At 63.8% G+C, this 26,780-nt stretch carries 27 protein-coding genes and 2 tRNA genes; 24 read left to right on the top strand and 5 right to left on the bottom strand.

Translation table 11 applies throughout. The features are described from left to right. Nucleotides 1–111: 111 nt before the first annotated feature. From ACOGXC_RS12525 to ACOGXC_RS12515, 3 genes are all read left to right on the top strand, one after another. Nucleotides 112–1,770, top strand: a complete 1,659-nt coding sequence (locus ACOGXC_RS12525) for an NAD+ synthase (protein ID WP_419918509.1) — start codon at nucleotides 112–114, stop codon at nucleotides 1,768–1,770. 87 nt (nucleotides 1,771–1,857) lie between these two features. Beyond that, a complete protein-coding gene (locus ACOGXC_RS12520) occupies nucleotides 1,858–2,421 on the top strand; it encodes a hypothetical protein (RefSeq protein ID WP_419918508.1) in 564 nt (187 codons plus the stop codon). Between the two features lie 110 nt (nucleotides 2,422–2,531). Next, nucleotides 2,532–3,491, top strand: coding sequence for a sigma-70 family RNA polymerase sigma factor (locus ACOGXC_RS12515; protein WP_419918507.1), 960 nt, complete (start codon nucleotides 2,532–2,534; stop codon nucleotides 3,489–3,491). Nucleotides 3,492–3,524: 33 nt separating this feature from the next. Here the strand turns inward: ACOGXC_RS12515 and ACOGXC_RS12510 are convergent. Continuing rightward, nucleotides 3,525–3,618: transfer RNA gene (locus ACOGXC_RS12510), tRNA-Sec, on the bottom strand. Nucleotides 3,619–3,800: 182 nt separating this feature from the next. Between ACOGXC_RS12510 and ACOGXC_RS12505 the strand changes: the two genes are divergently transcribed. The 16 genes from ACOGXC_RS12505 to ACOGXC_RS12430 all read left to right on the top strand — a co-directional run bounded on the left by ACOGXC_RS12505 (nucleotide 3,801) and on the right by ACOGXC_RS12430 (nucleotide 17,696). Continuing rightward, complete coding sequence (locus tag ACOGXC_RS12505) at nucleotides 3,801–4,508, top strand: hypothetical protein (protein WP_419918506.1); 708 nt, start codon at nucleotides 3,801–3,803, stop codon at nucleotides 4,506–4,508. Nucleotides 4,509–4,585: 77 nt separating this feature from the next. Beyond that, nucleotides 4,586–5,668, top strand: a complete 1,083-nt coding sequence (locus tag ACOGXC_RS12500) for a CpaF family protein (protein ID WP_419918505.1) — start codon at nucleotides 4,586–4,588, stop codon at nucleotides 5,666–5,668. Between the two features lie 67 nt (nucleotides 5,669–5,735). Next, a complete protein-coding gene (locus ACOGXC_RS12495) occupies nucleotides 5,736–6,506 on the top strand; it encodes a type II secretion system F family protein (RefSeq protein WP_419918504.1) in 771 nt (256 codons plus the stop codon). Between the two features lie 101 nt (nucleotides 6,507–6,607). Next, entirely contained in the window at nucleotides 6,608–7,279 is a 672-nt protein-coding gene (locus ACOGXC_RS12490) for a type II secretion system F family protein (RefSeq protein WP_419918503.1), read from the top strand. A gap of 49 nt (nucleotides 7,280–7,328) precedes the next feature. Then, nucleotides 7,329–7,535, top strand: coding sequence for a DUF4244 domain-containing protein (locus ACOGXC_RS12485; RefSeq protein WP_419918502.1), 207 nt, complete (start codon nucleotides 7,329–7,331; stop codon nucleotides 7,533–7,535). 25 nt (nucleotides 7,536–7,560) lie between these two features. After that, nucleotides 7,561–8,013, top strand: a complete 453-nt coding sequence (locus tag ACOGXC_RS12480) for a TadE/TadG family type IV pilus assembly protein (RefSeq protein WP_419918501.1) — start codon at nucleotides 7,561–7,563, stop codon at nucleotides 8,011–8,013. 108 nt (nucleotides 8,014–8,121) lie between these two features. Beyond that, a complete protein-coding gene (locus ACOGXC_RS12475) occupies nucleotides 8,122–8,466 on the top strand; it encodes an STAS domain-containing protein (protein ID WP_419918500.1) in 345 nt (114 codons plus the stop codon). 104 nt (nucleotides 8,467–8,570) lie between these two features. Then, nucleotides 8,571–9,050, top strand: a complete 480-nt coding sequence (locus ACOGXC_RS12470; RefSeq protein WP_419918499.1) for an ATP-binding protein — start codon at nucleotides 8,571–8,573, stop codon at nucleotides 9,048–9,050. A gap of 30 nt (nucleotides 9,051–9,080) precedes the next feature. Further along, complete coding sequence (gene nhaA, locus ACOGXC_RS12465) at nucleotides 9,081–10,418, top strand: Na+/H+ antiporter NhaA (protein ID WP_419918498.1); 1,338 nt, start codon at nucleotides 9,081–9,083, stop codon at nucleotides 10,416–10,418. Nucleotides 10,419–10,491: 73 nt separating this feature from the next. Continuing rightward, nucleotides 10,492–13,212 (top strand): type I DNA topoisomerase, encoded by a 2,721-nt coding sequence (gene topA, locus ACOGXC_RS12460; RefSeq protein WP_419918497.1) that lies wholly within the window; start codon nucleotides 10,492–10,494, stop codon nucleotides 13,210–13,212. Nucleotides 13,213–13,250: 38 nt separating this feature from the next. Then, nucleotides 13,251–14,660 (top strand): MFS transporter, encoded by a 1,410-nt coding sequence (locus ACOGXC_RS12455; protein WP_419918496.1) that lies wholly within the window; start codon nucleotides 13,251–13,253, stop codon nucleotides 14,658–14,660. After that, nucleotides 14,661–15,308 (top strand): dTMP kinase, encoded by a 648-nt coding sequence (tmk, locus tag ACOGXC_RS12450; RefSeq protein WP_419918495.1) that lies wholly within the window; start codon nucleotides 14,661–14,663, stop codon nucleotides 15,306–15,308. After that, entirely contained in the window at nucleotides 15,301–16,422 is a 1,122-nt protein-coding gene (locus tag ACOGXC_RS12445; protein ID WP_419918494.1) for a hypothetical protein, read from the top strand. The genes tmk and ACOGXC_RS12445 overlap by 8 nt, the downstream gene beginning before the upstream one ends. Before the next feature lie 12 nt (nucleotides 16,423–16,434). Then, nucleotides 16,435–16,507 (top strand) — tRNA-Thr (locus ACOGXC_RS12440). Nucleotides 16,508–16,527: 20 nt separating this feature from the next. After that, nucleotides 16,528–17,274 carry a DUF433 domain-containing protein gene (locus tag ACOGXC_RS12435; RefSeq protein ID WP_419918493.1) on the top strand — a complete coding sequence of 249 codons (747 nt, stop codon included), beginning with the start codon at nucleotides 16,528–16,530 and terminating at the stop codon, nucleotides 17,272–17,274. Beyond that, complete coding sequence (locus ACOGXC_RS12430) at nucleotides 17,271–17,696, top strand: hypothetical protein (protein ID WP_419918492.1); 426 nt, start codon at nucleotides 17,271–17,273, stop codon at nucleotides 17,694–17,696. Before ACOGXC_RS12435 ends, ACOGXC_RS12430 begins: the two co-directional genes overlap by 4 nt. A gap of 43 nt (nucleotides 17,697–17,739) precedes the next feature. On the opposite strand, the gene ACOGXC_RS12425 is transcribed toward ACOGXC_RS12430, so the two are convergent. The 3 genes from ACOGXC_RS12425 to ACOGXC_RS12415 are packed head-to-tail and all read right to left on the bottom strand — an operon-like array spanning nucleotide 17,740 to nucleotide 20,482. Further along, complete coding sequence (locus tag ACOGXC_RS12425) at nucleotides 17,740–18,495, bottom strand: hypothetical protein (RefSeq protein WP_419918491.1); 756 nt, start codon at nucleotides 18,493–18,495, stop codon at nucleotides 17,740–17,742. A gap of 27 nt (nucleotides 18,496–18,522) precedes the next feature. After that, nucleotides 18,523–19,332, bottom strand: coding sequence for an enoyl-CoA hydratase/isomerase family protein (locus tag ACOGXC_RS12420; protein WP_419918490.1), 810 nt, complete (start codon nucleotides 19,330–19,332; stop codon nucleotides 18,523–18,525). Nucleotides 19,333–19,357: 25 nt separating this feature from the next. Next, nucleotides 19,358–20,482: an LLM class flavin-dependent oxidoreductase gene (locus ACOGXC_RS12415; RefSeq protein ID WP_419918489.1), complete on the bottom strand. Its 1,125-nt coding sequence runs from the start codon at nucleotides 20,480–20,482 to the stop codon at nucleotides 19,358–19,360. A 137-nt stretch (nucleotides 20,483–20,619) separates the two neighbouring features. Here ACOGXC_RS12415 and ACOGXC_RS12410 point away from each other — a divergent pair, with 137 nt between their 5' ends. The 3 genes from ACOGXC_RS12410 to ACOGXC_RS12400 are packed head-to-tail and all read left to right on the top strand — an operon-like array spanning nucleotide 20,620 to nucleotide 23,731. Further along, nucleotides 20,620–21,585: an alpha/beta fold hydrolase gene (locus tag ACOGXC_RS12410; RefSeq protein ID WP_419918488.1), complete on the top strand. Its 966-nt coding sequence runs from the start codon at nucleotides 20,620–20,622 to the stop codon at nucleotides 21,583–21,585. Continuing rightward, nucleotides 21,585–22,538, top strand: a complete 954-nt coding sequence (locus ACOGXC_RS12405) for an alpha/beta fold hydrolase (RefSeq protein ID WP_419918487.1) — start codon at nucleotides 21,585–21,587, stop codon at nucleotides 22,536–22,538. The genes ACOGXC_RS12410 and ACOGXC_RS12405 overlap by 1 nt, the downstream gene beginning before the upstream one ends. Further along, complete coding sequence (locus ACOGXC_RS12400; RefSeq protein ID WP_419918486.1) at nucleotides 22,535–23,731, top strand: hypothetical protein; 1,197 nt, start codon at nucleotides 22,535–22,537, stop codon at nucleotides 23,729–23,731. Before ACOGXC_RS12405 ends, ACOGXC_RS12400 begins: the two co-directional genes overlap by 4 nt. Before the next feature lie 112 nt (nucleotides 23,732–23,843). Here ACOGXC_RS12400 and ACOGXC_RS12395 read toward each other — a convergent pair whose 3' ends face one another. After that, nucleotides 23,844–24,602 (bottom strand): SDR family NAD(P)-dependent oxidoreductase, encoded by a 759-nt coding sequence (locus tag ACOGXC_RS12395; RefSeq protein WP_419918485.1) that lies wholly within the window; start codon nucleotides 24,600–24,602, stop codon nucleotides 23,844–23,846. 106 nt (nucleotides 24,603–24,708) lie between these two features. Between ACOGXC_RS12395 and ACOGXC_RS12390 the strand changes: the two genes are divergently transcribed. Both ACOGXC_RS12390 and ACOGXC_RS12385 read left to right on the top strand, forming a co-directional pair. Beyond that, the gene (locus tag ACOGXC_RS12390) at nucleotides 24,709–25,989 is read left to right on the top strand and encodes a sulfotransferase family protein (protein ID WP_419918484.1); all 1,281 of its coding nucleotides are present in this window, start codon (nucleotides 24,709–24,711) and stop codon (nucleotides 25,987–25,989) included. After that, entirely contained in the window at nucleotides 25,986–26,747 is a 762-nt protein-coding gene (locus ACOGXC_RS12385; protein WP_419918483.1) for a PaaI family thioesterase, read from the top strand. Before ACOGXC_RS12390 ends, ACOGXC_RS12385 begins: the two co-directional genes overlap by 4 nt. Nucleotides 26,748–26,780 lie beyond the last annotated feature (33 nt).

Genomic DNA, 26,780 nt, shown 5'->3' with positions numbered 1-26,780 from the left:
GTGTAGTTGCCGTCCCGTTCGAGATGTACTACTCCGTGTAGCAGCTGTCCCGCGGGCACCAGAACCGGCTTTTGGCAGTGTCGGGGGCCGCGGCCCGTTTAGCCTGTGGCAATGGCCAAACTGCGAGTGGCCCTGGGTCAGATCAACTCCATCGTTGGTGACATAGACGGCAACACCGAACGAATTCTCGCGGTTCTGTCCGCCGCCGAGGGGGCCGGCTGCCACGTCGCGGTTTTCCCCGAGCTGGCCATCACCGGGTATCCGCCCGAAGATCTGGTCCTGAAGCAGGGGTTCGTTCGGGACAGCCGTAGGGCCATGGAGCGCATAGCGGCTGGATCGGGATCCTGCGCCGCCGTGGTTGGTTTCGTGGATGATGAGGGTGGTTGCCGCAACGCCGCCGGAATCGCGGCCGGCGGCCGGTTGATCGGAATCCACTACAAGCGGGAGCTGCCCAACTACGGGGTTTTCGATGAGCGCCGCTACTTCCGTCCCGGCGATGGTGAGCCTGTGCCCCACGATGTGGCCGGGGTGACCGTCGGCGTTTCCATTTGCGAGGATGCCTGGGTGCCGGGTGGTCCAGTAGGGCGACTGGCGGCGGCGGGAGCCGAGATCATCCTCAACCTGAATGCCTCGCCCTACCATGCCGGCAAGCCGGACCAACGCTTGGCCGTTCTCCGCCGTCGGGTCGCCGAGACCGGTTGCCCCATCGTGTATGCCAACCTGGTGGGGGGTCAGGACGAATTGGTGTTCGACGGCAACTCCCTGGTCTTGGCAACCGACGGTCGCATCATTGCCAGAGCTCCCTCGTTTTGTGAGCATCTTCTGGTGGCCGAGGTGGATGTGGCCGATCGAGCGGGTTTGCTGCCGCCACCGCCGATTACCAGGGAAGTCAACGTGGTTGATCCCGGTATGGACGGGTTGGAGGAGCAGTACGAGGCGTTGGTTCTGGCCACCCGGGACTACGTGCGCAAGAACGGGTTCACCGATGTGGGCATCGGGTTGTCCGGGGGCATCGACTCATCGCTGGTGGCGGTGATTGCGGTGGATGCCCTTGGGGCCGACCGTGTCCACGGTGTGTTGATGCCCTCCCGGTACTCCAGCGACCATTCGGTGGCCGATGCCGAGGCCCTGGGCCGGAACCTGGGAATCGACCACCGGGTGATCCCGGTGGAGCCCGGCCACCGGGCCTTTCTCGAGATGCTGGCCCCGTCGTTCGATGGCTTGGAGCCCGGTTTGGCCGAGGAGAACGTGCAATCCCGGATCCGGGGGACGCTGCTCATGGCTCTGTCCAACAAATTCGACTGGCTCATCCTGACCACCGGCAACAAGAGCGAGAGCGCGGTGGGTTATTCAACTCTCTACGGCGATACCGCCGGTGCCTACGCCGTGATCAAAGACCTCTGGAAGCTCCAGGTGTACGCCTTTGCTCGCTATCGCAATCTGCGGGCCGGATGGGATCTCATTCCCGGAAACGTGCTGGTGAAGCCGCCATCGGCCGAGCTGCGTCCCGATCAGAGGGATGATCAGAGCCTGCCGCCCTACGAGGAACTGGATCCGCTGCTCGAGGCCTATGTGGAGGACGACCTCACCCCCGGCGACCTGTGCCGGCAGGGATACGCACCGGAGATGGTGGATCGCATTACCGGTCTGGTGGATCGGGCCGAGTACAAGCGCCGCCAGAACCCTCCCGGTGTGCGCATCACCGCCAAGGCGTTCGGGCGAGACCGCCGCCTGCCCATCACCAATCGCTACCGGGGAGCCGGAGCCTGAAAATGGGTGGAGCCTGAGAATGGATAAAATTTGAGAATGAGCAGAGCCTGAGAATGGATAAAATCTGAGAATGAGCAGAGCCTGAGAATGGATATGGAGCAGTTGGCCGATGCCTGTGGTGGTTTGGCCTGGATTTCCGAACGGCTCTTCGAGGTCGAGGGGCACCTGGCCGCGGGTTCTGCTGGTTCCGCTGAGGGGTCACCCCTGGATGCTCGCTCGCGGGTTCTGCTGGCTCGATCCAGCCGCCGCTACGGCCAGCACGCCCAGTGGTGGCGGGCCGCACTGCCCGACTCGCCGGCCCTGGCCGGGCCCGATCGGATCCATCCTCCCACCAGGGCATGGGCCCGGTTGCTGAACCTAATTGAGGAGTCGGTGCCAACCGAAGCGGTTGCTGCGCTGCATGAGGTGGCTCTGCCCCAGCTCATGCTCGCGCTCGAACGGGTGATGGGTCAGTTGTCGCCGGTCAGCGACGGGGCCGTCATGCGCATTGCCCGTATGGTTAGCGCCGATTTGATGGAGGAACGGTCTGAGGGGCAAGCAACCGGGTTGGCTGCTCTTTCCCCTTCGAGTTCTGCTCTTGAGCATCTGGTAGTTGAGTTCGCCTTGGAACACCAAGAAAAAAGATGGCCTCCGCTGGTGACGCATCCATGAGTAAGCGGGTATCCTTGTCAACTAACAATTATCCGTGTCTCTGGCCCGGTCAGCGTCGACCGGGTTGACAGCGGCACCAGCGACTTGTGGGTAATCGGGAGGGTGCGATTGTGCCAAAGGAGCGTGTAGAGCGCGACGACGAGGATCTCGTCCGCCTCTATTTGACTGATATTGGTCAGTACCCGCTGCTCACCAAGGACGACGAGGTTGAGCTGGCCCAGAAGATCGAGGAGGGTAGCGAGGCGCGAGCCCTCCTCCTGCTGGACAAGGAGAACGGGCCCAATGCCCCTGATCGCCTGACCCCGGCTCGACGGCGGATACTGCGCCGCCACGTCAAGGTCGGTGAGCAGGCTGAGCGACGCTTTGTCCAGTCCAATCTTCGTCTGGTGGTTTCGATTGCCAAGAAGTACCAGGCATCCGGTTTGCCCCTGCTGGATCTGATCCAGGAGGGCAACCTCGGGTTGATGCACGCGGTTGAGAAGTTCGACTGGCGCAAGGGCTTCAAGTTCTCGACCTACGCCACCTGGTGGATCCGTCAGGCCATCACCCGGGGCATAGCCAACACCGGCCGCACCATCCGGTTGCCTGTCCACGCCGGTGACACGCTGGCTCGTCTCCAGAAGGCCCGGGCCAACCTGGAGAAGAAACTGGGTCGTCCGGCCACCCTGGCCGAGTTGGCCGTCGAGGTGGATCTCTCCGAGGACAAGGTCACCGAAGCCCTCCGCTTTGCTGCTGAGCCCCTGTCCCTGAGTGAGCCGCTGCGGGAGGACGGTGATGCCGAACTGGGTGATGTGGTTGAGGATCGCTCCGCCGAGTCCCCCTTTGAAGTGGCGGCCACCGCGCTGCTGCCCGAGGAGATAACCCGGCTGTTGGGCCCGCTCGACGAGCGGGAGAGAGAGATACTCAAGCTTCGCTTCGGGCTTGATCGTGGCGAACCCCGAACCCTTGAGGAGGTGGGCGAGCACTTCAATCTCACCCGGGAGCGCATCCGCCAGATCGAGGCCCGGGCCATGTCGAAGCTCCGCCACCCCAGCAGCGACACCGGGGCCCGCGACCTGCTGGCTGTCTGAACCCCTTTGTCCAACCGGTTCCAACCGGTTCCAGCGGAGGTGGACGGGAATCGAACCCGCCGGACGGGGATCGCCCGTCCCGCCCGCTTTGAAGGCGGGGGAGCCCACCAGGTACTCAGACACCTCCTGGAGGTGACCAGCCTAGTGCCATGTTCCCCGGTTGGACCAGGTCCGCTGAATCAATATGTTCCATTAGTTATCAGTTGTTTTTGCGGTAAATTACTTTTTAGTAGCATTTTCTGTTGATTATCAGTTATTCTTGCTGTAAGTTACTTTCACTTCCCCCCTGCTTGTCGAAGCGTTCGAATCGTGGAGGTTTCCATGTTGGTGACCTGCTGGTCAACCAAGGGGGGTTCGGGAACGACGGTGGTCGCTGCCCTGGCCGGTTTGCATGCCGCCCAGGACCGTGACCGACCGGTTCTGCTGGTGGATCTATGCGGTGATCTGCCCGCGGTGTTCGGCCGTGACGAGGCATCATCCGGATTGGGGGAGTGGCTCGGCAGCGATCTAGCTCCCTGCTCGCTGGAACAGGTGCTGGAAGAGCTGATGCCGAACCTGTCCCTGCTCCCCCGGGGTCGGGCTCCGCTGAGCGTTCGAAGGGTCGATGAGTTCCTGGAGTGGGCGACGACCGCTACCGTCGCGGCCAACGCCATCGTAATAGTGGACGCGGGGGTGCTGGGCGGCGCTACCGATTGTTCGAATCAATGCCAGGGTTCCCGCGAGTTGCGTCGGTACCTGGCCGCCGGGGCCGACCGGTCGGTGCTGGTTACCCGGGCGTGTTACCTGGCTTTGCGCCGGACGGTTTCGATGCCGGTGCGGCCCAGCGGGGTGGTGCTGGTGACCGAGGCCGGTCGGGCCCTGAACAGATCCGACTGCGAGCGGGCTACCGGCACACCGGTTCTGGCCACCGTGGCCGTCGATCCCGACATCGCCCGAGCGGTGGATGCCGGAATGCTGAGAACCAGGGTCCCCAAGGGAGCGGTCAGGGTTCTCGGCCGGTTGTTCGAGGAAGTCTGACGCGTGGAAATGGCAAGGCGCGCCGTTGGACACCGGGTCAGGGTTCTCGGCCGGTTGTTCGAGGGAGTCTGAGGGTCGTGGTTTGGAGTCGGGGTGGAGGGGGACGGGAGGCCATCGAGCCGTTCCTGCTGGATCCGTCGGTATCGGAGATCATGGTGAACGGTCCCGGCCCGGTGTGGGTGGAGCGCTTCGGCCGGTTGGAGGCCACCGGAACCATCCTGGATGCGGAGACCATCGAATTGCTCATCGAGCAGGTGGTGGCCCCGCTGGGCCGTCGCATAGATCGCAGCTCCCCGATGGTGGATGCTCGCCTTGCCGATGGTTCCCGGCTCAACGCGGTGGTACCCCCGGTGGCGGTGGACGGTCCCTATGTGACCATCCGCCGTTTCTCGGTCCGTCCCGTTCCGCTGGAGGACTTCGCCCCGCCCGGAGTGGCGGCTGCCCTGCGCTGGGCGGTGGCGGCCCGGTGCAATCTGGTGGTTTCGGGTGGTGCCGGGGCGGGCAAGACCACCTTGTTAAACGCCCTGGCCGAATCCATTGCTCCCGGTGAGCGGGTAGTGACGGTGGAGGATGCCGCCGAGCTGGCTCTGGCCAGCGACCATGTGGTGCGCCTCGAGGCTCGGCCGGCCGACAGCGATGGGGTCACCCCGGTGAGCATCCGCCAACTGGTGCGCAACGCCCTGCGCATGAGACCCGACCGCATCATCGTGGGCGAGGTTCGAGGGGCGGAGACCCTGGACATGCTTCAGGCCATGAACACCGGGCATGAGGGATCGCTGTCCACCTGCCACGCCAACAGCCCGGCCGATGCGATCAGCCGCCTGGAAACCATGGTGCTTCTGGATGGCGGGGCAGTGCCCCTGGCCGCGGTGCGTGAGCAGATCGTTGCCGCGATCGACATGGTGGTTCATGTCTCCCGCCGTTCCCAGGGTCGCCGGTGCATCACGTCGGTGGCGGTGATTGATCGTTCCGACGACCGGGGTGACGGTAGCCGTCCCCGGTTGCATCGGATAGCCGACGAGCACGGGCTGAACAGCTTGCCGGCGCTGGCACCCCGGGTTCCCGATGCGTCCGCACCCGATTGGGGGTGGCTCGATCTCAAAGCCGATAGGTCTTTACCCGATGCGTCCGCACCCGATTGGGGGTGGCTCGAACAATGAATGCCGTCAGATTGCACGCGGTCGTCACGGATAGCCCGGTTCATGCCGATCGGGGGTGGCTCGAACAATGAATGCCGTCAGGGCGGTTCTGGCCACCATCATCGGGTCCGTTCATAAAATGGCTCTTCTGGCCGACCTGAACTTGACCCCGGCCCAGGTTGGTCGGGGGTTGGGAGCGGTGATCCTGCTGGGTGCCGGATTCGGTGCGGTCCAGGCGGGGCTTGTGGGAGCGCCGGTCGGTGCGGTTGTCCTTACCACGGGTGTCCTCGTGGGGTTGCGAGCCAACCGTCATCGTCGCGACCGGGTTCTTGAAGCACAGCTTCCCGGTTTTCTGGAGGCCATTGCCCGCGGCCTGCGCACCGGTCTGCAACTCGGTCCGGCAACGATGGAGGCGGCTTCCAGCACCCCACCCCCCTTGCATGACGAGGTGGCTCCGCTGGCCGCGGAGTTGCGCCGGGGGCTTCGCAGCGCCGATGTGTTCGAGCGGTGGGCCCACCGCCGGCCCGGCAGCGGTGCCGGTCTGGCGGCAGCAGCGATGGCCTTTGCCGCCACCGCGGGGGGAGCTCGGGCCCGGGCCATCGACGGGGTGGCCGCCACATTGCGAGATCGGGCTGCGCTGAACCTGGAGACACGCTCACTAACCTCACAGGCTCGGATCTCGGCGATGATGATCGCGGCACTGCCCGCGGGGTTCATGCTTCTTTCCGCGGGGGTCGGTGACAGTGCTGCGAGCTTTCTGTTCACCACTCGCCTCGGCTTGGTGGTTCTCGCCATCGGATTGGGACTGGATGCCATCGGGGCGCTGTGGATGCACCGGATCGTCAACTCTCGGGGTTGAGGTGGGGCTCTCCGTGCATTTCGGTCACATCGGTTCCGGCCTCAAGATCGTCAACTCCCGGGGTTGAGGTGGGGCTCTCCATCGCTTTGGGATTGTTGTGGATGGCCGTCGTGGTTTTGTGGGGGTGGCAGGCCCGGCCCCGCCAGGTTCGATCTCCAAGCCCGGTGCCATTGCCATCTCCTGCTTCGAGGACTGGTCCTGCTCTGGGGTTCGCATCGGCCGCAGTGATTGCTCTGGTTGTTCATCCGGTGGCAGGGATCGCCCTGGGTTTGCTGGTTTGGGTCGCCCCCCATAGGCGGCGGGCCCGGCAGCGCCGCCGGCATCGGGTTGCGGTCACCGAGGAGATGCCCGAGGTGGTCGATCTGCTCCGGTTGGCTATTTCTTCGGGTCTCAATGTTCATCTCGCCGTGGTTGCGGTTGGGGAGCGGCTCCAGGGTCCGGTGGGGCGCGGCCTGGCCGGCGCAGCTCGAAAGGCCAATACGGGTATGCGCCTCGCCGATGCACTGGAACCGTTGCCCGATACGGTTGGTGAGCCAGTGCGTCCCCTAACCCGGGTGCTGATCGACGGGGATCGTTACGGGATCGATCTGGAGCCCGCGCTGGAGCAGGTTGCCACCGACAGCCGGTTACTGCGCCGCCGCCATGCCGAGGAGCAGGCTCGCCAACTGCCTCTTCGGCTTTTACTTCCCCTGGTGATCTTCATACTGCCCGCCTTCATCCTTCTCACGTTGGCACCCGTTATCGCTGAGATCCTTATTGCGATACGGCAATGAACAGGCTCTTTCCCTTCCCCTTCGGCATTTTCAATACAGGGATCCCCCAATGATTCTGCTTCGACTGTTGTTGAAATTGAACCCCCGGCCGGCTCGATGGCGCGATGAGCGTGGTCAAGCCACCGCTGAGTACGCCCTTATCCTGCTGGGTGCGGCTGCGGTGGCCATGTTGCTGGTTTCCTGGGTTACCAAGACCAACCGCATCGCCAACCTGCTTGATGCAGTCTTTCGCCACATCACTGGTCTGGTGAGCTGATCCGAGCCTCATGATTACGGAATAATTGCGAGCCGGCACCCAACGTCGTGACCGGGGCCAAGCCGCGGTTGAGGCCCCTCCCCGGTGCTGCTGCGCTGATCCCGGCTATTTTCGTCGTCGTGACCGGGGCCAAGCCGCTGTTGAGACCGCCCTGGTGCTTCCACTGCTGTTGGCCGTCGTTCTGGTTCTGGTGCAGGTGGGTCTGCTGATGCGTGATTATGTTTTGGTGGTTCACGCCACCCGGGAAGCGGCCCGAGCCGCCGCGGTAACCCCCACGGTCGAGGCGGCCCGCACCGCCGCGGTGGCTGCGACCGGATTGGACCCAACCCGTTTGCATGTGGGCGTAGCGGGCGGTCGGGTCACCGGCAGCCGGCTTCAGGTCACGGTTCTCTATCATCCCGAGCCGGCAATTCCCATCGTGGGCCGCCTGTTCTCCACCGTGAGGCTCGAGGAGAAATTGACGGTCCGAGTGGAATGACCGCCACACCGGAAACCTCCCCGATGCGGTGGTGAGGGTGGATCATGGGGTTGGCAATGGTTGGGGAATGACCGCCATACCGGAAACAGGGCGCTAGTCTAATTTTTCGTGGAATTCGGGGTAGTAGTTGCTTCGTGCGCCCAGTGGGAGGTCCTGACCGTTACCGGTGAGATTGATATGGCCACCGCCCCCCGGTTCCGGCAACGGCTGCGATCGGTGATCGGTGCCGGTGGGCAGAACGTGGTGATAGATCTCTCCGGCGTGGATTTCATCGATTCCACCGGATTGGGGGTTCTCATGGGCGCGGCCAAGCGTGTCCGGAGCGCTGGGGGGGACATCCGGCTGGTTATGGCGGGATCTCGGCTTTCCGACCTCATCGAGATCACCCGGTTGGACCGGGTTCTGGATGTATTCGACTCGGTGGCCGCGGCCACCGGACATTCCGACTCGTGATGTTCGATAGCGTTTATTTTGGTTCCGACTCGTGATGTCCAGTAGTACTTGCTTTTATTTGGACTCGTGATGTTCGATACCACTTGCTTTGATTTGGACTCTTGATGTCCAGTAGCACTTGCTTTGATTTGGAGGTTCCTGCTCGTCCGGAATACCTGTCGTTGATCCGCTCACTGGTGGTGGAGGCCGCCACCACGGATCCCTCCCTGACCCGGGAGCGCCTGGAGGATCTGAAGGTTGCGGTCTCGGAGGCCGCCACCAACGCCATTGAGGCCCACGTCCGGGCCTGTCGCGACGATTCCATCCAGATTCGCTGCACCCTCACCTCCGACCGCATCGAGGTTCGCATCACCGATCACGGCTCCGGCTTCTACCCCGACCAGGTTGAAATCCTCCCCGAGCCCGACGATCCCGCCCGTTTGGATTACGAACGGGGTTTGGGTCTGTACCTCATGCGGGTGCTGACCGATGACATCGGGATACACAGCAGCCCCGACGGGACGGAGGTCCGCCTGGTCGTTCGTTTGCCCTCCGGCGGCTTCGAGGCCGAGCCGGGAGCAGATCCGGCGGCTGTGACTGAGTGAACCTGATCCCGAAGCGCTATTTTGCCGCCGATGGCTGAGAAGAACCCGCTTAGCGACCTGACCTTTCTGGGCAGTTCCAGCAAGTTGGCCCAGTTCGTGGGCCGGCCCATCCACCACTTCGCGGCCATTGAGGCATCAGCGGGCGTATTGATGCTCGTTGCCGCGGTGGTCGCCCTGGTTTGGGTCAACTCCCCCTGGCAGGAATCCTACGCCGACTTCTGGCACACCCCGATTTCGTTCTCGGTGGGTGACTACAAGTTCGACCACGACCTGGAATTCATAGTGCACGACGGCTTGATGGCGGTGTTCTTCTTCGTGGTTGGCCTGGAGATCAAAAGAGAGTTGGTAAGCGGCGATCTCAAGGATCCCCGCTTTGCTGCGCTGCCCGCAGTAGCGGCCCTCGGGGGCATGGTGGTACCCGCAGCCATTTACCTCGCTCTCAACGTTGGTGGTGACGGGGCGGAAGGGTGGGGCATTCCCATGGCTACTGATATTGCCTTCGCAGTGGGCCTGCTATCGCTGCTCGGCGACCGGATCCCCCGGGAGATGAAAATATTCCTTCTCACCCTGGCGATTGTTGACGACATCGGGGCCATCCTGGTGATCGCAATTTTCTATACCAGCGATCTGTCGGGAGCCTGGCTGCTGGAGGCGGGAATCCTGTGGGGTGCCATCTACCTGTTGCGGTGCCTTCGCGTTTGGTACTTACCGGTTTACCTGGTGCTGGGGGTGGCGTTCTGGCTGGCAGTGCTGGAATCGGGTGTCCACGCCACAATCGCCGGCGTGATCCTGGGCTTTACAACACCGGCCAAGCCACTCCAATCCGAGGACGAAGCCCGAGGCTGGGCCGAGTGGCTCCAGGGGAAGGATCAGATCAGGCTCACCGACATTCGCAGGGTGGGCTTCCACATTCGTGAATCGCAACCGGTGAGCTTGCGAATCGAAGAGATGCTCCACCCGTTCGCCAGCTACATCATCATTCCCATATTCGCCCTGTCGGCTGCGGGTGTGGAGCTGGGCAGCAACGTGATCTCGGATTCCGTTTCCTCGCCGGTAACTCTGGGTGTTGTTCTTGGTCTGGTGGTGGGTAAGACGGTGGGCATCTCCTGCTTCTCATGGATCGCTGCTCGCCTGGGCCTGGTAACCATTCCGACTTCCATGACCGGAAGACACATGGTGGGCCTGGCCATGGTTGCCGGAATCGGCTTTACGGTGTCGCTGTTCATATCCGGTTTGGCATTTGACGATACCCAGATTGCCGACGAAGCCAAGATCGGGATTCTGGCGGGTTCATTGTTTGCTGCCGTGGTCGGCATGGGTATCCTCTGGCGCACGGAGTCCTCGAACAGGGCCGCCAAAAAGGCATGATTGCGAACTCCGCCAATCAGCGGGCCCAAGGTCTGCTTGACATCCCTGCCCCATCTACCCGTAGTTTCTGCCCGTGCCCAATGCCCTGGTAATCGTCGAGTCCCCGGCCAAGGCCAAGACCATCGCGGGCTTTTTGGGTGCCGGCTACGTGGTGGAGTCCTCCATAGGTCACGTCCGGGACCTGCCCAGCAACGCCAAGGAGGTGCCGGAGGCGTACCGCGGCGAACCCTGGGCCCGCCTTGGCATTGATGTGGACAACGACTTCAAGCCCCTGTACGTGGTGTCCTCGGGCAAGAAGGACCAGATCGGCAAGCTGAAAAAACTGCTCAAGGGGGTTGACGAGCTGTATCTGGCCACCGACGAGGATCGGGAGGGGGAGGCCATCGCTTGGCACCTGCTGGAGGTTCTGTCCCCGAGGGGTGGTGTTGACGTGAAGCGCATGGTGTTTCACGAGATCACCCCTGCGGCCATCCGAGCCGCCATGGAGGCACCGCGCGATCTCGACCGGCGTCTGGTGGATGCCCAGGAAGCCCGCCGGCTTCTCGACCGCCTCTATGGCTACGAGGTGTCCCCGGTGCTGTGGAAGAAGGTGCTGCCCAGGCTCTCGGCCGGCCGGGTGCAAAGCGTGGCCACCCGCATCGTGGTGGAGCGTGAGCGCGAGCGCATGGGCTTCGTGGTTGCCGACTACTGGAGCTTGAGCGGCGAGTTTCGGGTGTTGGGTGAGTCCACCGACCCCGGTGCTTTCTCGGCATCGTTGACCTCGGTGGACGGGGCCAAGGTGGCTACCGGCAAGGATTTCACCGATCAGGGCCAGCTCCGCTCTTTCGGCAACGTGCAACTCGATGAGCAAGCCGCCCGTGATCTGGCCCAGGGTTTGGCTGATACCGAGATGGCCGTGGTGGACGTACGGGTGAAGCCGTACCGCCGCCGCCCGGCAGCCCCGTTCATGACCTCCACCTATCAGCAGGAGGCAGGCCGAAAGCTCAAGCTGTCGGCGAACATGGCCATGCGGATGGCTCAGGCGCTCTACGAGAAGGGTTACATCACCTACATGCGAACCGACAGCACAACCCTGTCGGAAACAGCAGCGCAGGCGGCCCGCAAGGTCGTGCTGGAGCGGTTCGGCCCCGGATACCTGCCCGAGAAGCCCCGGCAGTACACCAAGAAGGTCAAGAACGCCCAGGAGGCTCACGAAGCCATAAGACCCTCGGGGGAGCAGTTCCGCTCTGTCGAGGAGGTGGCTGCCGAAGTGCCCAAGTTGGAGGCGCAGGTTTACGAGTTGATATGGAAGCGCACGGTGGCCAGCCAGATGACCGACACGGTTGGCGAGACGGTGAGCGTCGACCTGGGCGGCACCACCAGCGATGGGCGTGACGTGGTGTTTTCGGGGGCGGGCACGGTTATTACCCACGAGGGCTTCCGGCGGGTGTACACCGAGAGTTCCGACGACGAATCCGATCAGGAGGAGTCGGAGCGCCGCATGCCTGCGCTGGAGCCGGGCGACCCGCTGGGCATTCAGGCGCTGCTCCCCGAAGGTCACACCACCACGCCCCCTTCCCGCTATACCGAGGCATCCTTGGTGCGGAGATTGGAGGAGTTGGGGGTGGGGCGGCCCTCCACCTACGCCACCATCATGAATACGATCGTCGATCGGGGATACGTGTGGAAGAAGGGTTCGGCCCTGGTGCCGTCCTTCACGGCTTTCTCGGTGGTCAACCTGCTGGAGCGGCATTTTCCCAACCTGGTGGACTACGCCTTCACCGCTCGCATGGAGGACGACCTGGATGGCATTGCCTCGGGCGACAGGGAGGCCGTGCCCTGGTTGAGCCGGTTCTATTTCGGCCCTTCCGGTGGGGAGTCCGAGGACACATCCGCCCACGGGGTGGCGAAGTACGGCCTGCGTACCGCGGTTTCGGATCGCTTGGGAGAGATCGATGCCCGGGCCGTGAACTCGATTCTGCTGGGCAGCGATGAGAACGGGCAGCAGGTTGAGGTCAGGGTTGGCCGTTACGGGCCCTACGTGCAGCGGGGGGAGGACAAGGCCGGCCTTCCCGAGGATCTGCCTCCCGATGAGCTGACGGTGGAACGGGCGCTTGCAATCATTGCCGCTCCTGCTGATGACCGCCTCCTGGGCAATGATCCCGAAACCGGCCTGGCCATAACGGTGCGAACCGGCCGGTTCGGCCCGTATGTGCAAGTGGGTGACGATCCCGCTGCCGGCGATGACAAACCCAAGCGGGCCTCATTGCTGGAAGGCATGCAACCCCAGTCGGTTACCCTGGCAGAAGCGCTGAAATTGTTGTCGCTGCCCCGAGTGGTGGGCACCGACCCGGCCGATGGTGTCGAGATCGTTGTTCAAAACGGCCGTTTTGGCCCCTACATCAGCAAGGGCAAGGACAACCGGAGCCTGGAGTCGGCCGATCAACTCTTCACCATCACCCTGGAGGAGTGCTTGGTGTTGCTGGCCCAACCTCGCACCCGCCGGGGGCAACCGGTGAAACCACCCTTGCGGGAACTCGGGGCAGATCCCACCACCGGCAATCCCATGCTGGTGAAGGAAGGCCGGTTTGGCCTTTACGTAACCGACGGTGAGGTCAATGCTTCGCTGCGCACGGGCGACACGGTGGAGTCGCTCACCGTGGAGCGGGCGGCGGAGCTGCTCCAGATTCGCCGCGACAAGCTGGCTGCCGGGGGCGGTAAACCCGCAGCCCGCCGCAAGTCCGCCACCAGGAAGAAGACCACGAAGCAGTCAGGAGCGGCGAAGAAAAAACCGCCACCTCGGTCAGGGTCGTAGATCCGAAACTAACCTTAACGGTGTGGAGGCGACTCGGCGTGGCATTTGAGGAGCCCTCCCTCGAGGAGCCCTCAACGGTGGCCTCCACCCGGGTTGGCAGGATTTTCGGCAGCCCCCAGTACTTCAGGCTGTGGATAGCCCAGATGTTGTCCTCGGGAGGCGACTGGTTGGCCTTGTTCGCCATTCTCATCACCGCCGACCGCGTGGGGGGCGGTACTCCCGAAGCCTCGGTTGCCTATGTAATGATCGCCCGCTTCCTGCCCGGACTCGTATTCGGCTCGGCCGCCGGGGTGCTGGTGGACAGGTGGGATCGCAAGCGAACGATGGTGGTATGCGATCTGGGCCGGGCGGCCACCCTGCTGTGGCTGCCGTTCGTGGATTTCATCTGGCAACTTGTGGTGGCTTCCCTGATCCTTGAGGGGTTCGCTTTGCTGTGGGCCCCGGCCAAGGAAGCCTCGGTCCCCAATCTGGTGCCCCGAGAAAAGCTGACCGGGGTCAACTCCCTCTCGCTGGTGGCCGCTTACGGCACCTTCCCGCTGGCCGCCGGGGTCTCAATCGGTCTAGCCGGGCTGGCCTCGATCATCGGACGGGTAGAAGCCGTTGACTTCATGCGCATAGATCCCGAGTCGATGGCGTTCTACATCGATGCCGCCACCTTTGCGGCCTCAGCTTTCATCATCTCCCGGCTGGCTCTGCCCCGGAGCCCTCAAGCCGGTGGTGCGAATGCCACCGGATCGGGGGACTCGACCCGGGTTTGGGCCCCGGCGCAGTTCTTGCGTGACTTGAAGGATGGCTGGAGCTACATGTTCTTGAATCCAACGGTGCGAACGGTGAACGTTGCGCTGGCCGTCGGTCTGGTCGGTGGGGGCATGATCGTGCCGCTGGGACCTGTGTTTGCCGAGGATGTGCTGAGTGTCGATGGGGGCGATGGATTTCGTGTTTTCATGGTTGCGCTGGGCATCGGGGTGGCTCTGGCCATCGCCGGGTTGACCGTGAGGCAGCGCCATTTGAACAAGGAGCGGGTTTTTTTGTTCGCGGTGTTCGGGGCCGGCGCGTGCTTATTCGTAGCCACGTGCATGTGGACCCTGTACGGGTCGGCCCTGCTCGTCGGGGGGCTCGGGGTGTGTGCCGGAACCGTCTATGTTTTGGGAATCACCCTGCTCCAGGAGAGCGCCACTGAAGAATTGCGAGTCCGGGTATTTGCGGGGCTGTTCACTCTGGTGCGTTCATCGGTGATGCTGGCGCTGCTTCTGGGTCCGGCCCTGGCCCTGTTCCTCAATGGGCTATCCGACAAGTTCTTCGACAAGGATGTGAACATTCTCGGTTTCGAGGTGATCATTCCCGGCGTGCGGCTCACATTGTGGTTGGCTGCCCTCATCATGCTGGCCGCCTGGTTCTTGACGTTGGCCTCTGTGGGCAAGGAGCAGTCTTCCGATGGTGCCCGTTAGGTGGTTGTTCTTGATGTTGGCCTCTGTGGGCAAGGAGCAGCCCTGAACGGCCGATTGATCGCGTTCGAGGGTGGTGAGGCCGCCGGTAAGAGCACCCAGGCCCGCTTGCTGGCCGAGCGGTTGGGGGCTGCTCGGCTGACCTTCGAGCCGGGGGCGACCGAGTTGGGGGCCCGGATCCGCTCGCTGGTACTGGACCCGTCCGGCTTTTCGCTGTCGTTTCGGGCCGAAGCCCTGCTCATGGCCGCCGACCGGGCTCAGCACGTTGCCGAAGTGATCCGCCCCACCCTGGAGGCCGGCACCCACGTGGTGACCGACCGCTTCATCGGTTCCTCCCTGGCTTATCAGGGTTTCGGGCGGAACTTGGGGGTTGAAGAGGTGCTGGCTCTGTCCTTGTTCGCCACCGGTGGTCTTCGTTGCGATCTGGCCCTGCTGCTGAGCCTGCCGGATGGGGTGGCCCGGTCTCGCCGGGGATCACCGGCCGATCGCATCGAGGCCGAAGCCGCCGATTTTCACCACCGGGTTCTCGAGGGGTACCGGATGCTGGCCGAGCAGGATCCCGAGCGGTGGGTGGTGATCGACGGGAACCGCCCCCCCGGCGAGATTGCCAAATCCGTGGTTGCCATCGTGCGGGAGCGGCTTGGTGTCTGATCCCTCCAGCCGGTTCCCGGCCGATACCCTGCCCGGTGCAGCCGATGCCGGTGCGGCCGATGCCCTGTCCGGTACAGCCGATGCCGATCTCTGGGCCGGCCTTGAGGGTCAGCCCCGGGCCGCCGGCATCCTGGCTACCGCCGCTGCTCGACCGGTCCACGCCTACCTGTTCCATGGGCCGCGGGGTACGGGCAAGCGGGCCGCCGCCCTGGTGTTTGCCGCCGCCCTGATCGGGGTGGATTCCCGGAGCCGCCGTTTGGCTCTGGCCGGTCGCCATCCCGATGTGTCGGTTCACGAACCCGAGGGTCGCACCCTGCGGGTGGTCGAGGCCGACGAGATCAGCTTCGAGGCATCCCGCAGCCCCATGGAGAGCCAGGTCAAGGTAATCATCTGCGATCGCTTTCATACCGCGGAACCGGAAGCGGTGGCCAGCCTGTTGAAGACCATCGAGGAGCCGCCACCCACGGCGGTGATCGTGCTGTTGAGCGAGGAGGTCCCTCCCGCTCACACCACCGTGGCCTCCCGATGCGTCATCGTTGAGTTCGATCCGGTGTCCGACCACGACATGCGCGGCATTCTCGAGCGGGAGGGGGTGGCCTCCGAGGTTTTGGATGACATCGTGGTGGCGGCGGCCGGGGATGTGAGCCGGGCCCGGCTACTGGCCACCGATGACGGCCTCGGTACCCGCCGCCAGGCTTGGACCACCGTGCCGTCCCGGTTGGACGGCACGGGGGCCACGGTGTCGGTGCTGGTTGACGAGCTGCGGGCGATGATAGATGAGGCTCAGTCCCCGCTGGTTGCTCGCCAGCAGGCTGAGTTCGACGAGTTGGCCCGGATCGAGGCCGACATGGGCCCCCAGACTCGTCAGCGTCAGGATATGGATGCCCGCCACCGCCGGGAGCAGCGCCTGCTGCGAACCGATGAGCTGCGTTTCGGTCTGGCCATCCTGGCCGACTGCTACCGCCGGTCCATGGCCGACGGCCACCCCGGCCCGCCCCCAGTTGCCGCCATCAACCGCATCCGCGACACCCACGCCGCCCTGGTGCGCAATCCCAACGAGGCCTTGCTGCTCCAAGCCCTATTCCTGTTCCTACCGCCGACCCCGCGCTGGTAACCTGACCGCCACGCCCGAGTAGCTCAGTCGGCAGAGCAATTCACTCGTAATGAATAGGTCAGGAGTTCGATTCTCCTCTCGGGCTCTGGAGGATGCTAATCGCCGGTGTCAGCCCGGATTACCTTTCTCGGAATCGGTGCTATGGTGTCTTTGCCTGTGAATCCTCATGAGATGTCCAACCAGCCGGTCTATACGGTCGTTGCCGCGGCTGAATTGCTGCGGATCTCGTCGCCAACATTGCGCCGGTGGCTCGACGGCAGCAAAGACCGCAGCCGTGCCCACTCGCCGCCGATCATCCGAATCGAACCGACTGGCAGCAACGAACTCACCTGGGCTGAGTTCGTTGAGGCAGGTCTGCTGGCTCAGTACAGACGGGAACTGAGGGTGAGACTTCAAGAGATAAGAGCGGTTGTTGCTGCCCTGCGTGAAAACTACGGTGATCCCTACCCTCTCGCCTCATACAAGCCCTGGGAAGGGCCGAATCGGCGGCTGTTGGTTGACCTTCAGCAACATCACAGTCTGAGCGAAGACCTATGGCTTGTTGCTCCGGCAACCGGTCAACCGCTACTGCTGCCACCTGCTGACGCTTTCTTGCGGAGGATCGACTGGAGCGGAAACGAGCCCATCGCATGGCGTCCCCACGACGACCCCCAATCACCTGTTCGCTGCCGACCCGGTTTCCGCGGAGGTCGCCCGTCCATCAAAGGAATTAGCACCGTTGCCATTTTTGAGCATATCGATGGCGGGGAGCCAATTGAGGAAGTTGCTAAAGACTTTGACTTGTCAATCGAAGATACCCACTGGGCACTTGCCTACGAAACTTCCTATAGGGCTCTTCCTGCTGCGGCATGAAACCAGCCATAGTCCGCTACTACTTTGACACGGACATCCTCGGTCTCGCCAAGGTGATAGCCGCTCTGCGTCCTGACGTGACTTACCCTGGGGCTCCCGAGCAGGTTGTGAAGAACCGACTACGCCCTGCTTGCGAGATCACGAGCACTGACATCGCAGATAGGATATGGATTCCGATGGTAGCCGCCGCCGGAATGGTTGCCATAACTCGCGACTCCAAGATCACGCGCCACCCCTCCGAAAGGGCCACCGTCATGGATAGCAACGCTCGATTATTTGCTTTGCATCCTGATCAGGCCGTAACAGTTTGGTCGCAACTTGAACTCCTAATGCGCCAATGGCGCAAGATCGAGTATCTAGTTGAACAGCCCGGACCGTACATATACAAGATCTCACGAAGCCGAGTACGTCAAATGTTCTAGTGCTTGTCCGAACGCGAATAGCCTGTTTATTGGGGTGATTTGTCTAGCAGTTTTCTGGCAGTCTCACTGGCAGCATGGTCAAGTCTTGAAGGCTGACATCCTCAACCTGTGGGTAAAGTATGCTGGCTAGAACTCCTTTACCCTCCGAGACCGGGCACCGATCGAACTGCATTTGGGTTTTGAACGGCATGTTCTCTCCCAGCGCACCCCCCACCGCCAGCGCGGTGCCCAAAACCCCGCCACGGTCGAAGACTTGGAAGCTGATTGACCCCTCGAAATTTTGGCCTTGTCCCCTGATGGTTGTGCCTTTGATCAGCAGCTCACCGGCCGGCGGGTAGTCCACAACCACGTTTTTCGATTGAGCTCTGACAACGACCCAGGTCGTAGTACCGTCATCCAACTGGGCAGCCTGCATGTAAATGGTGGAGGCCAACCCTTCATGGACTCCATCCCATCTCCTTAGCGGCAACTCGGCGGTGGCAGTCGTACCGGTTTGCACCGCGGGCCTCGGCGTTGCTGCTTTTTCGCCCATCGCCACATACTCAACAAAGGCTGCGGCTGCCTCATCGGGGGTGCGAGGCCACTCAGCCGGTGTCGAGAGGAGGGGCCACACAAACAACTCCGGCAAGGTGGATGCGATGACCTGCGGAGATGCGGTGGTAGAGGTTGTGGCCTGCAAGGTTGATGTTGCAGTTGGTGAAGCATCCGTGTTGGCGGTGTAAACGTCATCGGAGTCGTTACCGCAGCTTGCCATCACAACAACCATTGCTATGGAAACCAAAATTGCCGGGCGGATCATGCTGGTGAATTGGCCGAAAGTTGCCTGCTAGGTTTCCGGCTTGAACCCGAATTTCTTCATCGAGTCCTCGAAGGCTGCTTGGGTTGAGTACACCGACAGCCGGTCGAATTGCCGCTGAATGTTACGGTCGGTTACGTCGGCGTGCACATCCACCGCCATCTTTGCCAACCCGACCGCTTCGGTTGGTAGCGACATCAGGTGGTGGCAAAATGCGTAAACCTCATCCAGAAGCGACTCCGCCGGGTACACCTCATGCACCAGGCCTATGGATTTGGCTTGCTCTGCCCCTATTTCCATGGTGGCCATGGCCATCCACTTGGCCCAGCTCGGCCCGACCAGCCGGGTCAGCCTGCTGGTGCCGCCGCTGCCCGCGATACCCCCCAGTTTGACCTCGGGCAGCAAGAACGAGGCCTCCGGGGTGCAGAACCGGAAGTCCACCGACCCGGCCATCTCCACCCCCGCGCCCAGGCACCGGCCCTGGATGGCCATTATCACCGGCTTCTCCACCGCCTCCATCTCGTCGTACAGCAGGTGGTGGCTGCGGTAGTCCCGCCGGAAGTTCCAACCCGGGTGGAGGTGTTTGGTCTCGGGATCGCCGGGCCGGTTGCCTGCGGGGCTGGAGATGTCCTGACCGGCGGTGAAGTAGCGGCCCCGGGCGGTGATCACCAGGCAGCGCAGGTCGTCGCGGTCGCCCAGGGCCAGCACCGCTTCCCACAACACCGCGGTCATCTCATGGCTGATGGCGTTCAGCTTGTCGGGACGGTCGAGGGTGACCGTGATGATGCCACCGTCGATATCGACGGTCGCGTTGGGATGGCCGCCAGGAGCCTCAGCCATGGAACAAACCCTAGGCGGAATAACCCTAGGCGGCCTCGCGCAGGCGGGTGGTTCGATGCACCGGGTCGGTGTCGATTTTGGGGATCACGTGCTCGCCCAGAAGCGCAATGGTTTTGAGGTCGTCGGCTCGCTCGCTCGAGCCCATGCCGAACACCAGTTGGTCGGCTCCGGCTTCGGCCCACTCCTGGCAAGCCTTCAGCGCCTGGTCGGGATCACCCATGATGTTGCCCGGCTGACCGATGCCCTGCCACAGCTCCTCGGCGCTGGGCATGGGGATGGTTTGGGGCCAGGCCGGCACCCAGTCGGGTCGGGGGAAGGTGTCGTGGTAGCGGAACACGTTGGACTGGAGGTAGGTCATCGACGACCGCAGCGCATGGTCCACCGCCCCCTGGGTGGTATCGGCCACGAACGCGCCGGTGGTCACCATGATGTTGTCGTTGACGAACGCCCCCACCGGCTCGGCGTTGATGATCTCCTTCTTGTATGCCTCCAGCACCGGGGCCAGCTCCTCGATGGCCCCAACCGAGAATCCCAGCACCCCGAGTCCCCGGCGGGCGGCCATGGCGTAGCTGGTGGTGTTGCCGGCGGCGTACCACATGGCCGGATGGCCCTTGCCCCACGGCTTGGGCAGAACCTTTCTGGGCGGCAGTGACCAGAACTTGCCGTCGTAGCCCTCGTAGGTGTCCTGGGTCCACATCTTGGCGAACTCGCCGATCACGTCCTCCCAGATCTCCTTGGTGTGAGAGGTGTCGGTGATGCCCTCCCGGTGCAGGAATCCCAGGATCTCGTGGCTGCCGGCCCCCCGGCCGGTACCGAACTCGAACCGGCCCTCGGACAGGTGGTCGAGCATGGCTACCCGCTCGGCCACCTTGGCCGGATGGTTCACCTGGGGTAAAGGGTTGAAGATGCCCGACCCTATGTGGATGCGCTCGGTGGCGCAGGCCAGGTACCCGGCAATGGCATCGTTGGCCGACATGTGGGAGTACTCGTCGAGGAAGTGGTGCTCGGGCAACCACACGTACTTGAACCCGGCCTTATCGGCTGCGATCACCAGCTCCAGCTCCTCCATGAACGCCTTGTGCTCGGCATCGGGGTCGTTCTCCCGGCGATGCTGGGGTACGTATCCCTGGACGAAGATTCCAAACTCCATATCGGCCCCTCCATGAGTTGTTGACGGCTGGTAATTCCTAGCACCCCAACCCCCTCAGGGTCTAGGAGCGAGAGCGGGTGGCAGCCAATAGAAGGTCTAGGGGCGAGAGCGGGTGGCAGCCAATAGGCTTGGTTCCTGTGCTTCCCATCCGGCCCGAGCAACCTCCCACCCCGCCTCGTGACGCTTTCACCATCCATCGAGCCTCGGTGGACGGCAACCTGGCGCTTGCCTATATCCGGGAGGGAGTCGGTGGTTACCCCCTGGTGCTGCTGCATGGGTACCCCGAGACGAAGCGCATCTGGTGGCGCAACATCATCCCGCTGGTCGAGGCGGGCTACGAGGTCATAGTGCCCGATCTGCGGGGCTACGGCGACTCCGACCTGTCCGCCGACGATCAGTACGACCTGGTGCTGTACTCCCGCGACATCCACACCCTGGTTCACGACGTGCTCGGCCATGACCGGGTCGGCCTGCTGGGCGGCGATGTGGGCGGCGTGGTCATCGTGGACATGGCCAACCGGTGGCCGGGTTTCGTGGACCGCATGGTGTTCTTCAACACCGTGGCTCCCTTCATCGTCGACCGGGCGGACTGGTACACCGAGCGGGGTTTGTCGCTGAACCCGCTGCCCCACGGTCCCACCGGCGATTACCGCATCCGCCAGGGCCGTGACCCCGACATCCTGCGGGCCGAGCTGGATACTCCGCCGCGCTGCCGCCGCTACGTGCGGGACTTTTACGAGCACCGGCTGCTGGCTTCCCAGTACTCCTTCGGTGAGGACGACTACGACTTCATGACCGAGCCGTTTGCCGACCTGGAGCGGCTGGCCGCAGGTTGGGCCGTGTACCAGTTGGAGTACGCAAGGCCCATGAGCGAGCCGCCCATGATGGGTACCCCGGTGCAAGCCCCCACGCTCATCCTTTACGGGCCCGACGACCGGATCGTGCCCGAGGATTTCCCCAAGCGTTGCGAGATAGCCTTCGCCAACCGGGTGGGACCGCTGGTGATCCCCGAGGCCGGGCACTTCCTCCAGTGGGAGCGGGCCGACGTGTTCAACGAGGTGGTCAAGTACTTCTTCGCCGATTTGAAAGGAGGCAATTGCTAGTGCACCTCAACGAGTTCGCCTCCACCATCGAGGCCCTGAACATGACGGTGACCGCCGAATTCGAGAGCCTATGCACCAGCGCCGCCGACCTGGGCATCGCCCACAGCTCCGACATCTCATACGTGTCCCGCAATATCGTTGCCCGCCATCACCGGTTTCATTTTCTGGAGTGGGGCAGCCCCGATGCCCAAACGGTTCTGCTGCTTCACGGCGGTAACCAATCGGCCCACTCCTGGGATCTCGTCAGCCTGGCGTTGGCCGACCGCTACCACGTGCTGGCCCTCGACCAGCGAGGCCACGGTGACAGTGAGTGGGCCCGAGATGCCGACTATTCCTCCGGGGCGATGGCCGCCGACGTTGCTGCATTTTGCGACGCGCTCGGCGTTGCCAACCCCATCATCATGGGCCACTCGATGGGGGGTATGAACACCATGCGGCTCTGCCTTGTCCACCCCAACCTGGCCCGGGCAATCGTGATCGTGGATGTCGGCCCGGAGATTTCCGAGGTGGGTACTCAGGTGATCCGCACTTTCGTTACCGAGAACCGGGAGTTCCAGCATCTGGATGACTTCGTGGCCGCGGTGCAAAAGTACGACCCCTACCGAAGCCGCGAGCACATTGAACGCACTGTCAAGTACAACCTGCTCCAGCGGGTGGACGGCACCTACATCTCCAAGGTGGACCACGGTCCCCGGCTGGCTCACGGTACCGAACACCGCCGGGCCGGCGATCACTTCACGCTGGAGGATGCCGGGCGCATCACCCAACCGGCGCTGCTGCTGCGGGGTGCCGACTCCTGGGTTCTCACAGCCGAGGCGGCGGAAAGGTTTGCCGAAGCCTTGCCCGATGGCCGGTTGGTGACGGTGGCCGATTGCAGCCACAACGTGCACGGCCAGAACACCCCTGGCTTTCTGGCCGCGGTGGAGCCCTTCTTGAAATCGGTGTCGCCATGACCGGCGGAACATCAAATCAAGCATCGGGGGTCCGGGCCGGCCTTGAAGCCTGGGAGGATTGGTGCGCTCTGCTGGATGGCTTGGGCCGCGAGGTAATCGCTGAGCCCTATCCCACCGGGGCCAACGCCCAGTTGGAGATGCTCGAACATCTGGCCGACAACGCGGTGGCGTTCCTGGGGTGGGAAGTGCTGCACGCCGACCCCACCCGGCCCCTGTTCAGCCGCCAGAACGATCTGATCACCCAGTGGGGTGGGCCCAACGCCGACAACGTGTACCGTCATGCCCGTATCGAAGCGGGCCGCCGGTACCGCATCTGCGGCAACATGCACGGCTGCGACGACTTCATCCTGGCCCTTCGAGCCGGTTTCATGCACAACGATGTCTGGGGGACGAAGGCCACGGTGACCGCATCGGAGTTGGGGTTGGGTCGCCATGACGACTTCGAGATACTGCTCGGCGGTGACGAACCCGCCGCGGTGGCCATCCCCGAAGGGGTGCTTTCCGCGTCAATTCGCGAGTACTACTTCGACTGGACCGCCGATGAGCCCGCCTTTTTCACCATCGAGTGTCTCGATCCCCAACCCGCCCCCGTGCTGGACGGCGCTACGTTCGCCAACCGGGTGCGCCGGGCCATGATGCAGATGACCGACTCCATCCAGCGGTGGAACGCCTACATGGAGATGAACCGGGCCGAACGCATCGACAACAGCTTCACCAATCGCACCCTGGAGGTGTCTAAGGGCTTGTCCATGGCCCGCTACGAGTTCTGCTTCTGGGACTTGGAGCCCGACCAGGCCCTCATCATCACCGCCGAGGTGCCCGAGGCCCGCTACTGGGGAGCCCAGCTCTACATGATGGGCACGTTCGAGCTGGTGGATACCTACAGTCACATCTCCTGCCGCAACCAGACCCAAACCACGGTGGACTCCGACGGCAAGGTGCGCTACGTGCTGTGCGACACCGACCCCAGTACCGTCAACTGGCTCGACACCGCCGGCCGCCGCAACGGTTTGTGTACCCTGCGCTGGTTCTGGCCCACCGGCGACCGGGCCATGACCCCCACCGCCGAGGTGGTGGCCCTGGCCGACCTGGCCGCCGCCATCCCCATGGACCACCCCACCGTCACCCTCCCCACCCGCGCCGCCGACCTGGCCACCCGCCAATCCCACCTCCGGCACCGCTTCAGGACGTAACTTTGCTGCGGAGCTCTTAGCGGGAACGATGTCCTCATTACATTACGCACTAACGCATGAGGCTACGCACTAGCGCATAACTTGGCGCACTAAGGGGTTTCTCACCTACGGGCTAGGGTCGCATGAAGCCGCCGCCGTCCACTTGGAGGGTTTCGCCGGTGATGTACTGGCTGGCATCGGAAAGCAGGAAACTGATCACCGGCGCAATGTCACCCACCGGATCGCCGTCTCGGCCCAGGGGGTGGTTGGCGAAAAGGGCCTCATAGGCCGCCATACGGTCGGGATCCTCCTCGGGCGGGGCTCTATGAGCGACCGATGCCGGGTTCACGCAGTTAACGGTTATGCCGTCACGGCCCCACTCCCGGGCCGCGGTGCGGGTGAGCGATCGGATGGCTTCCTTGGCGGCGCCGTAGGGTCCGTAGCCCGGCCCACCGGTCAAGCCCACGTTGGTGCCGAAGGTGACGATGCGGCCCCGCCCCTTGGCCGCCATATGGGGGTGAACCGCCTGCATGAGCCACAGCGTGCCCTTGGGTCCGGTGTCGAACAGCAAGTCCATGTCCGGCTCCCGCACCTCCAGCAGCGGCATGGTGGGGCGGAACGACTGGGCATTGGCCACCAGCCCGTCCACCGTGCCCCAACGCCGTACCGTGCGGTCCACCACATCGGTGGCGTGGTTTTGCTCTCCCACCGAGCCCGCCACCGCCAGCACATCCCCGCCGCGTTCCCGCAGCTCAGCCGCGGTGGCTTCGATCCGCTCCGGCTTGCGGCTGGTCACCGTCACTCGTGCTCCCCGGTCCACCAGGTACTCGGCGATGCCCCTGCCGATGCCTTTGGATGCGCCGGTGACGATCACGACCAAGCCTTCGAGCATCTCAAAAGCGTACTGTTGCCGGTGATGTCAACTCGGTACGGTTCCCAGATGGTTTGGTTTCCTGATCGCTGCGTGGCTCAGCCGAAGTCCCGGCAGTTAGAGAGCGATGGGTTGGTCTCCTAGGGCCCGGCCCGATTGGGTGGTTGCCATCAACCGGGGTGATGCCGGGCCGGTGGTTGATGAGGCTCGTCGCCCGTTCGACCCCGACCTTTTGTTGGCCGAGGCCCTGGTTCGCCAGGGTCGGGCCCCCGACCATCTGGCGGCTTACGGTGATGGCGCTTTCATTGAGCCGCTAACCCTGTTCTGTCGCGGGCTGGAGCATGATGCCGGGCTCAACCTGATGGGCCGGTGGATGTCCCGGCGCATGATCCTGCGCCTTCTGGAAGTCCGCATCCAGCTCACCGGTTACCTGGACGCAGATCCAGCCACCCTGGATGAACCCATCCACGAGCCCATCTTCGTGATCGGCGCGCCCCGCACCGGCACCACCGTCATGCACGGCCTGCTGGCTCAGGACCCCGCCCACCGGGCCCCCGAGGGTTGGGAGCTGCTGCGCCCGGTGCCTCCCCCCCACCCCGATCCCGAAATCCGGGCCACCGATCCCCGCATCGCCCTGGCCACCGCCGAGCTGACGATGCCCCAGATGGTGGCCGACGGGCTGCTGGCCATCCACGAGTACTCCGGGCGCATGTACAAGGAGTGCCTGTCGGCCATGTCGCTCGAGTTCCGCTCCGAGGAGATGGTCAGCCGCACCGACGTACCTGGCTACCGGACCTGGCTGGAAACCGCCGATCTCCGGCCCGCCTACCGAACCTACCGCCGGGTGCTTCAGGTGTTGCAGCGCCGGATGCCCACCCGCCGATGGGTGCTCAAGTCGCCCGCTCACCTTCAGGCACTACCGGCGCTGCTGGAGATGTTCGGCGATGCCCGCTTCGTAATCACCCATCGCGATCCCACCGCCATCCTGCCCTCGGTCACCAGCCTCATTGCCACCATGCGGTGGGCCCATTCCGACCGGGTGGACTTTGCCGCCATCGGCCGGTACCACTTGGAGCTCTACGGCCGAAGCCTGGACAATCTCATCGACCTGATCGACTCCGGCCGCCTGCGGGCCGATCGTGTTGCTCAGGTTCCCCACCACCTGGTCACTACCGGCAAGCTGGTTGCCGCCCGCTCGGTGTATGAGCAACTCCAAATGGAGTTGACCCCCGAGACCGAGGCCGCGATGGAAGCTCACGCCGCGGCCACCCCACCGGGCAAGCGGGGCGAGCACCGGTACCGGTTCGAGGATCTGGGGCTCACCCGAACCGAGGTTCGAGACCGTTTCGCCCGCTACATCGACCGTTTCGACATCCCGGAATCCGGCGACAACCAAACATGGCCATGAGCAGCCCGCAATTCTCCGAGACTGAGTCAACCGAGGCATCCAGCCCGCAACACCCCGAGACCGAGTCGGTTGTGGGGGCGTCCAGCCCGCAACACCCCAGGACCGCATCGGCCTACCGCTTGGCCGAGTTGCTGGGTGATGTTCCCCATCCTGACGATTTCGGCCCCGAGGCCTATGAGCTGGTGGAGCGCACCCGTGACCTGGTAGCGGCGGTGGCGGCCAATGATGCCGACCGTGCCACTCGTGCCGAAATAGCCACCGAGCTGGCCCGGATAACCGAGCGGCTCCGGGTACACCAGCGCCACCCCCACATCGTGGTGGCCCGTGATCGTGATGGCACCATCTACAACCTCACCCAGGCCGGGTCGGGTCGGCTCAATCCCCAGGCTCCCCGGCTGGTCTTCGACCCGGTACCGCTGCGACCACCCGGTTCCGGGCCTCACTCGGTGGAGATGCGGGCCACCGTTACCCTTACCGAGGCCCACTCCGGCCCTCCCCACCGGGCCCACGGCGGGGTGGTGGCCTCCATCCTGGACGAGGCCCTGGGTACCGCCGCCACCCGAGCCGGCGCCACCGGCCTCACCGCCGGTATCAACATCCGTTATAAGGCCGGCACCCCCCTGCACACCCCGCTGGAGGTCACCGCCCGTTACTCCCACACCGAGGGTCGCAAGCACATCGCCACCGGCGAACTCCGAGCCGGCGAAACCATCTGCGCCACCGCCGAGGCGATTTTCATAGCCGAGCCGGCGGTGTAGTTCGGGTGCTGCCCACCAGAGCCATCCCCATTC

Origin of the sequence: Candidatus Poriferisocius sp. (genome assembly GCF_965202595.1) — a bacterium.
GTDB lineage: Bacteria > Actinomycetota > Acidimicrobiia > Acidimicrobiales > Bin134 > Poriferisocius.
The sequence above is the reverse complement of the archived record's forward strand: the minus strand, read 5'-3'. Positions and strand labels throughout refer to the sequence as shown.

Excerpts from the sequence above, each read along its gene's own strand:
- ACOGXC_RS12430 (WP_419918492.1), top strand. The coding sequence starts at position 17,271 with ATGAAACCAGCCATAGTCCGCTACTACTTTGACACGGACATCCTCGGT.
- ACOGXC_RS12395 (WP_419918485.1), bottom strand. The coding sequence starts at position 24,602 with ATGCTCGAAGGCTTGGTCGTGATCGTCACCGGCGCATCCAAAGGCATC.
- ACOGXC_RS12470 (WP_419918499.1), top strand. The coding sequence starts at position 8,571 with ATGTCCAGTAGCACTTGCTTTGATTTGGAGGTTCCTGCTCGTCCGGAA.
- ACOGXC_RS12485 (WP_419918502.1), top strand. The coding sequence starts at position 7,329 with ATGATTCTGCTTCGACTGTTGTTGAAATTGAACCCCCGGCCGGCTCGA.
- ACOGXC_RS12415 (WP_419918489.1), bottom strand. The coding sequence starts at position 20,482 with ATGGAGTTTGGAATCTTCGTCCAGGGATACGTACCCCAGCATCGCCGG.
- nhaA (WP_419918498.1), top strand. The coding sequence starts at position 9,081 with ATGGCTGAGAAGAACCCGCTTAGCGACCTGACCTTTCTGGGCAGTTCC.
- ACOGXC_RS12400 (WP_419918486.1), top strand. The coding sequence starts at position 22,535 with ATGACCGGCGGAACATCAAATCAAGCATCGGGGGTCCGGGCCGGCCTT.
- ACOGXC_RS12490 (WP_419918503.1), top strand. The coding sequence starts at position 6,608 with ATGGCCGTCGTGGTTTTGTGGGGGTGGCAGGCCCGGCCCCGCCAGGTT.
- ACOGXC_RS12390 (WP_419918484.1), top strand. The coding sequence starts at position 24,709 with ATGGGTTGGTCTCCTAGGGCCCGGCCCGATTGGGTGGTTGCCATCAAC.
- ACOGXC_RS12495 (WP_419918504.1), top strand. The coding sequence starts at position 5,736 with ATGAATGCCGTCAGGGCGGTTCTGGCCACCATCATCGGGTCCGTTCAT.
- ACOGXC_RS12425 (WP_419918491.1), bottom strand. The coding sequence starts at position 18,495 with ATGATCCGCCCGGCAATTTTGGTTTCCATAGCAATGGTTGTTGTGATG.
- ACOGXC_RS12525 (WP_419918509.1), top strand. The coding sequence starts at position 112 with ATGGCCAAACTGCGAGTGGCCCTGGGTCAGATCAACTCCATCGTTGGT.
- ACOGXC_RS12520 (WP_419918508.1), top strand. The coding sequence starts at position 1,858 with ATGGATATGGAGCAGTTGGCCGATGCCTGTGGTGGTTTGGCCTGGATT.
- ACOGXC_RS12420 (WP_419918490.1), bottom strand. The coding sequence starts at position 19,332 with ATGGCTGAGGCTCCTGGCGGCCATCCCAACGCGACCGTCGATATCGAC.
- ACOGXC_RS12385 (WP_419918483.1), top strand. The coding sequence starts at position 25,986 with ATGAGCAGCCCGCAATTCTCCGAGACTGAGTCAACCGAGGCATCCAGC.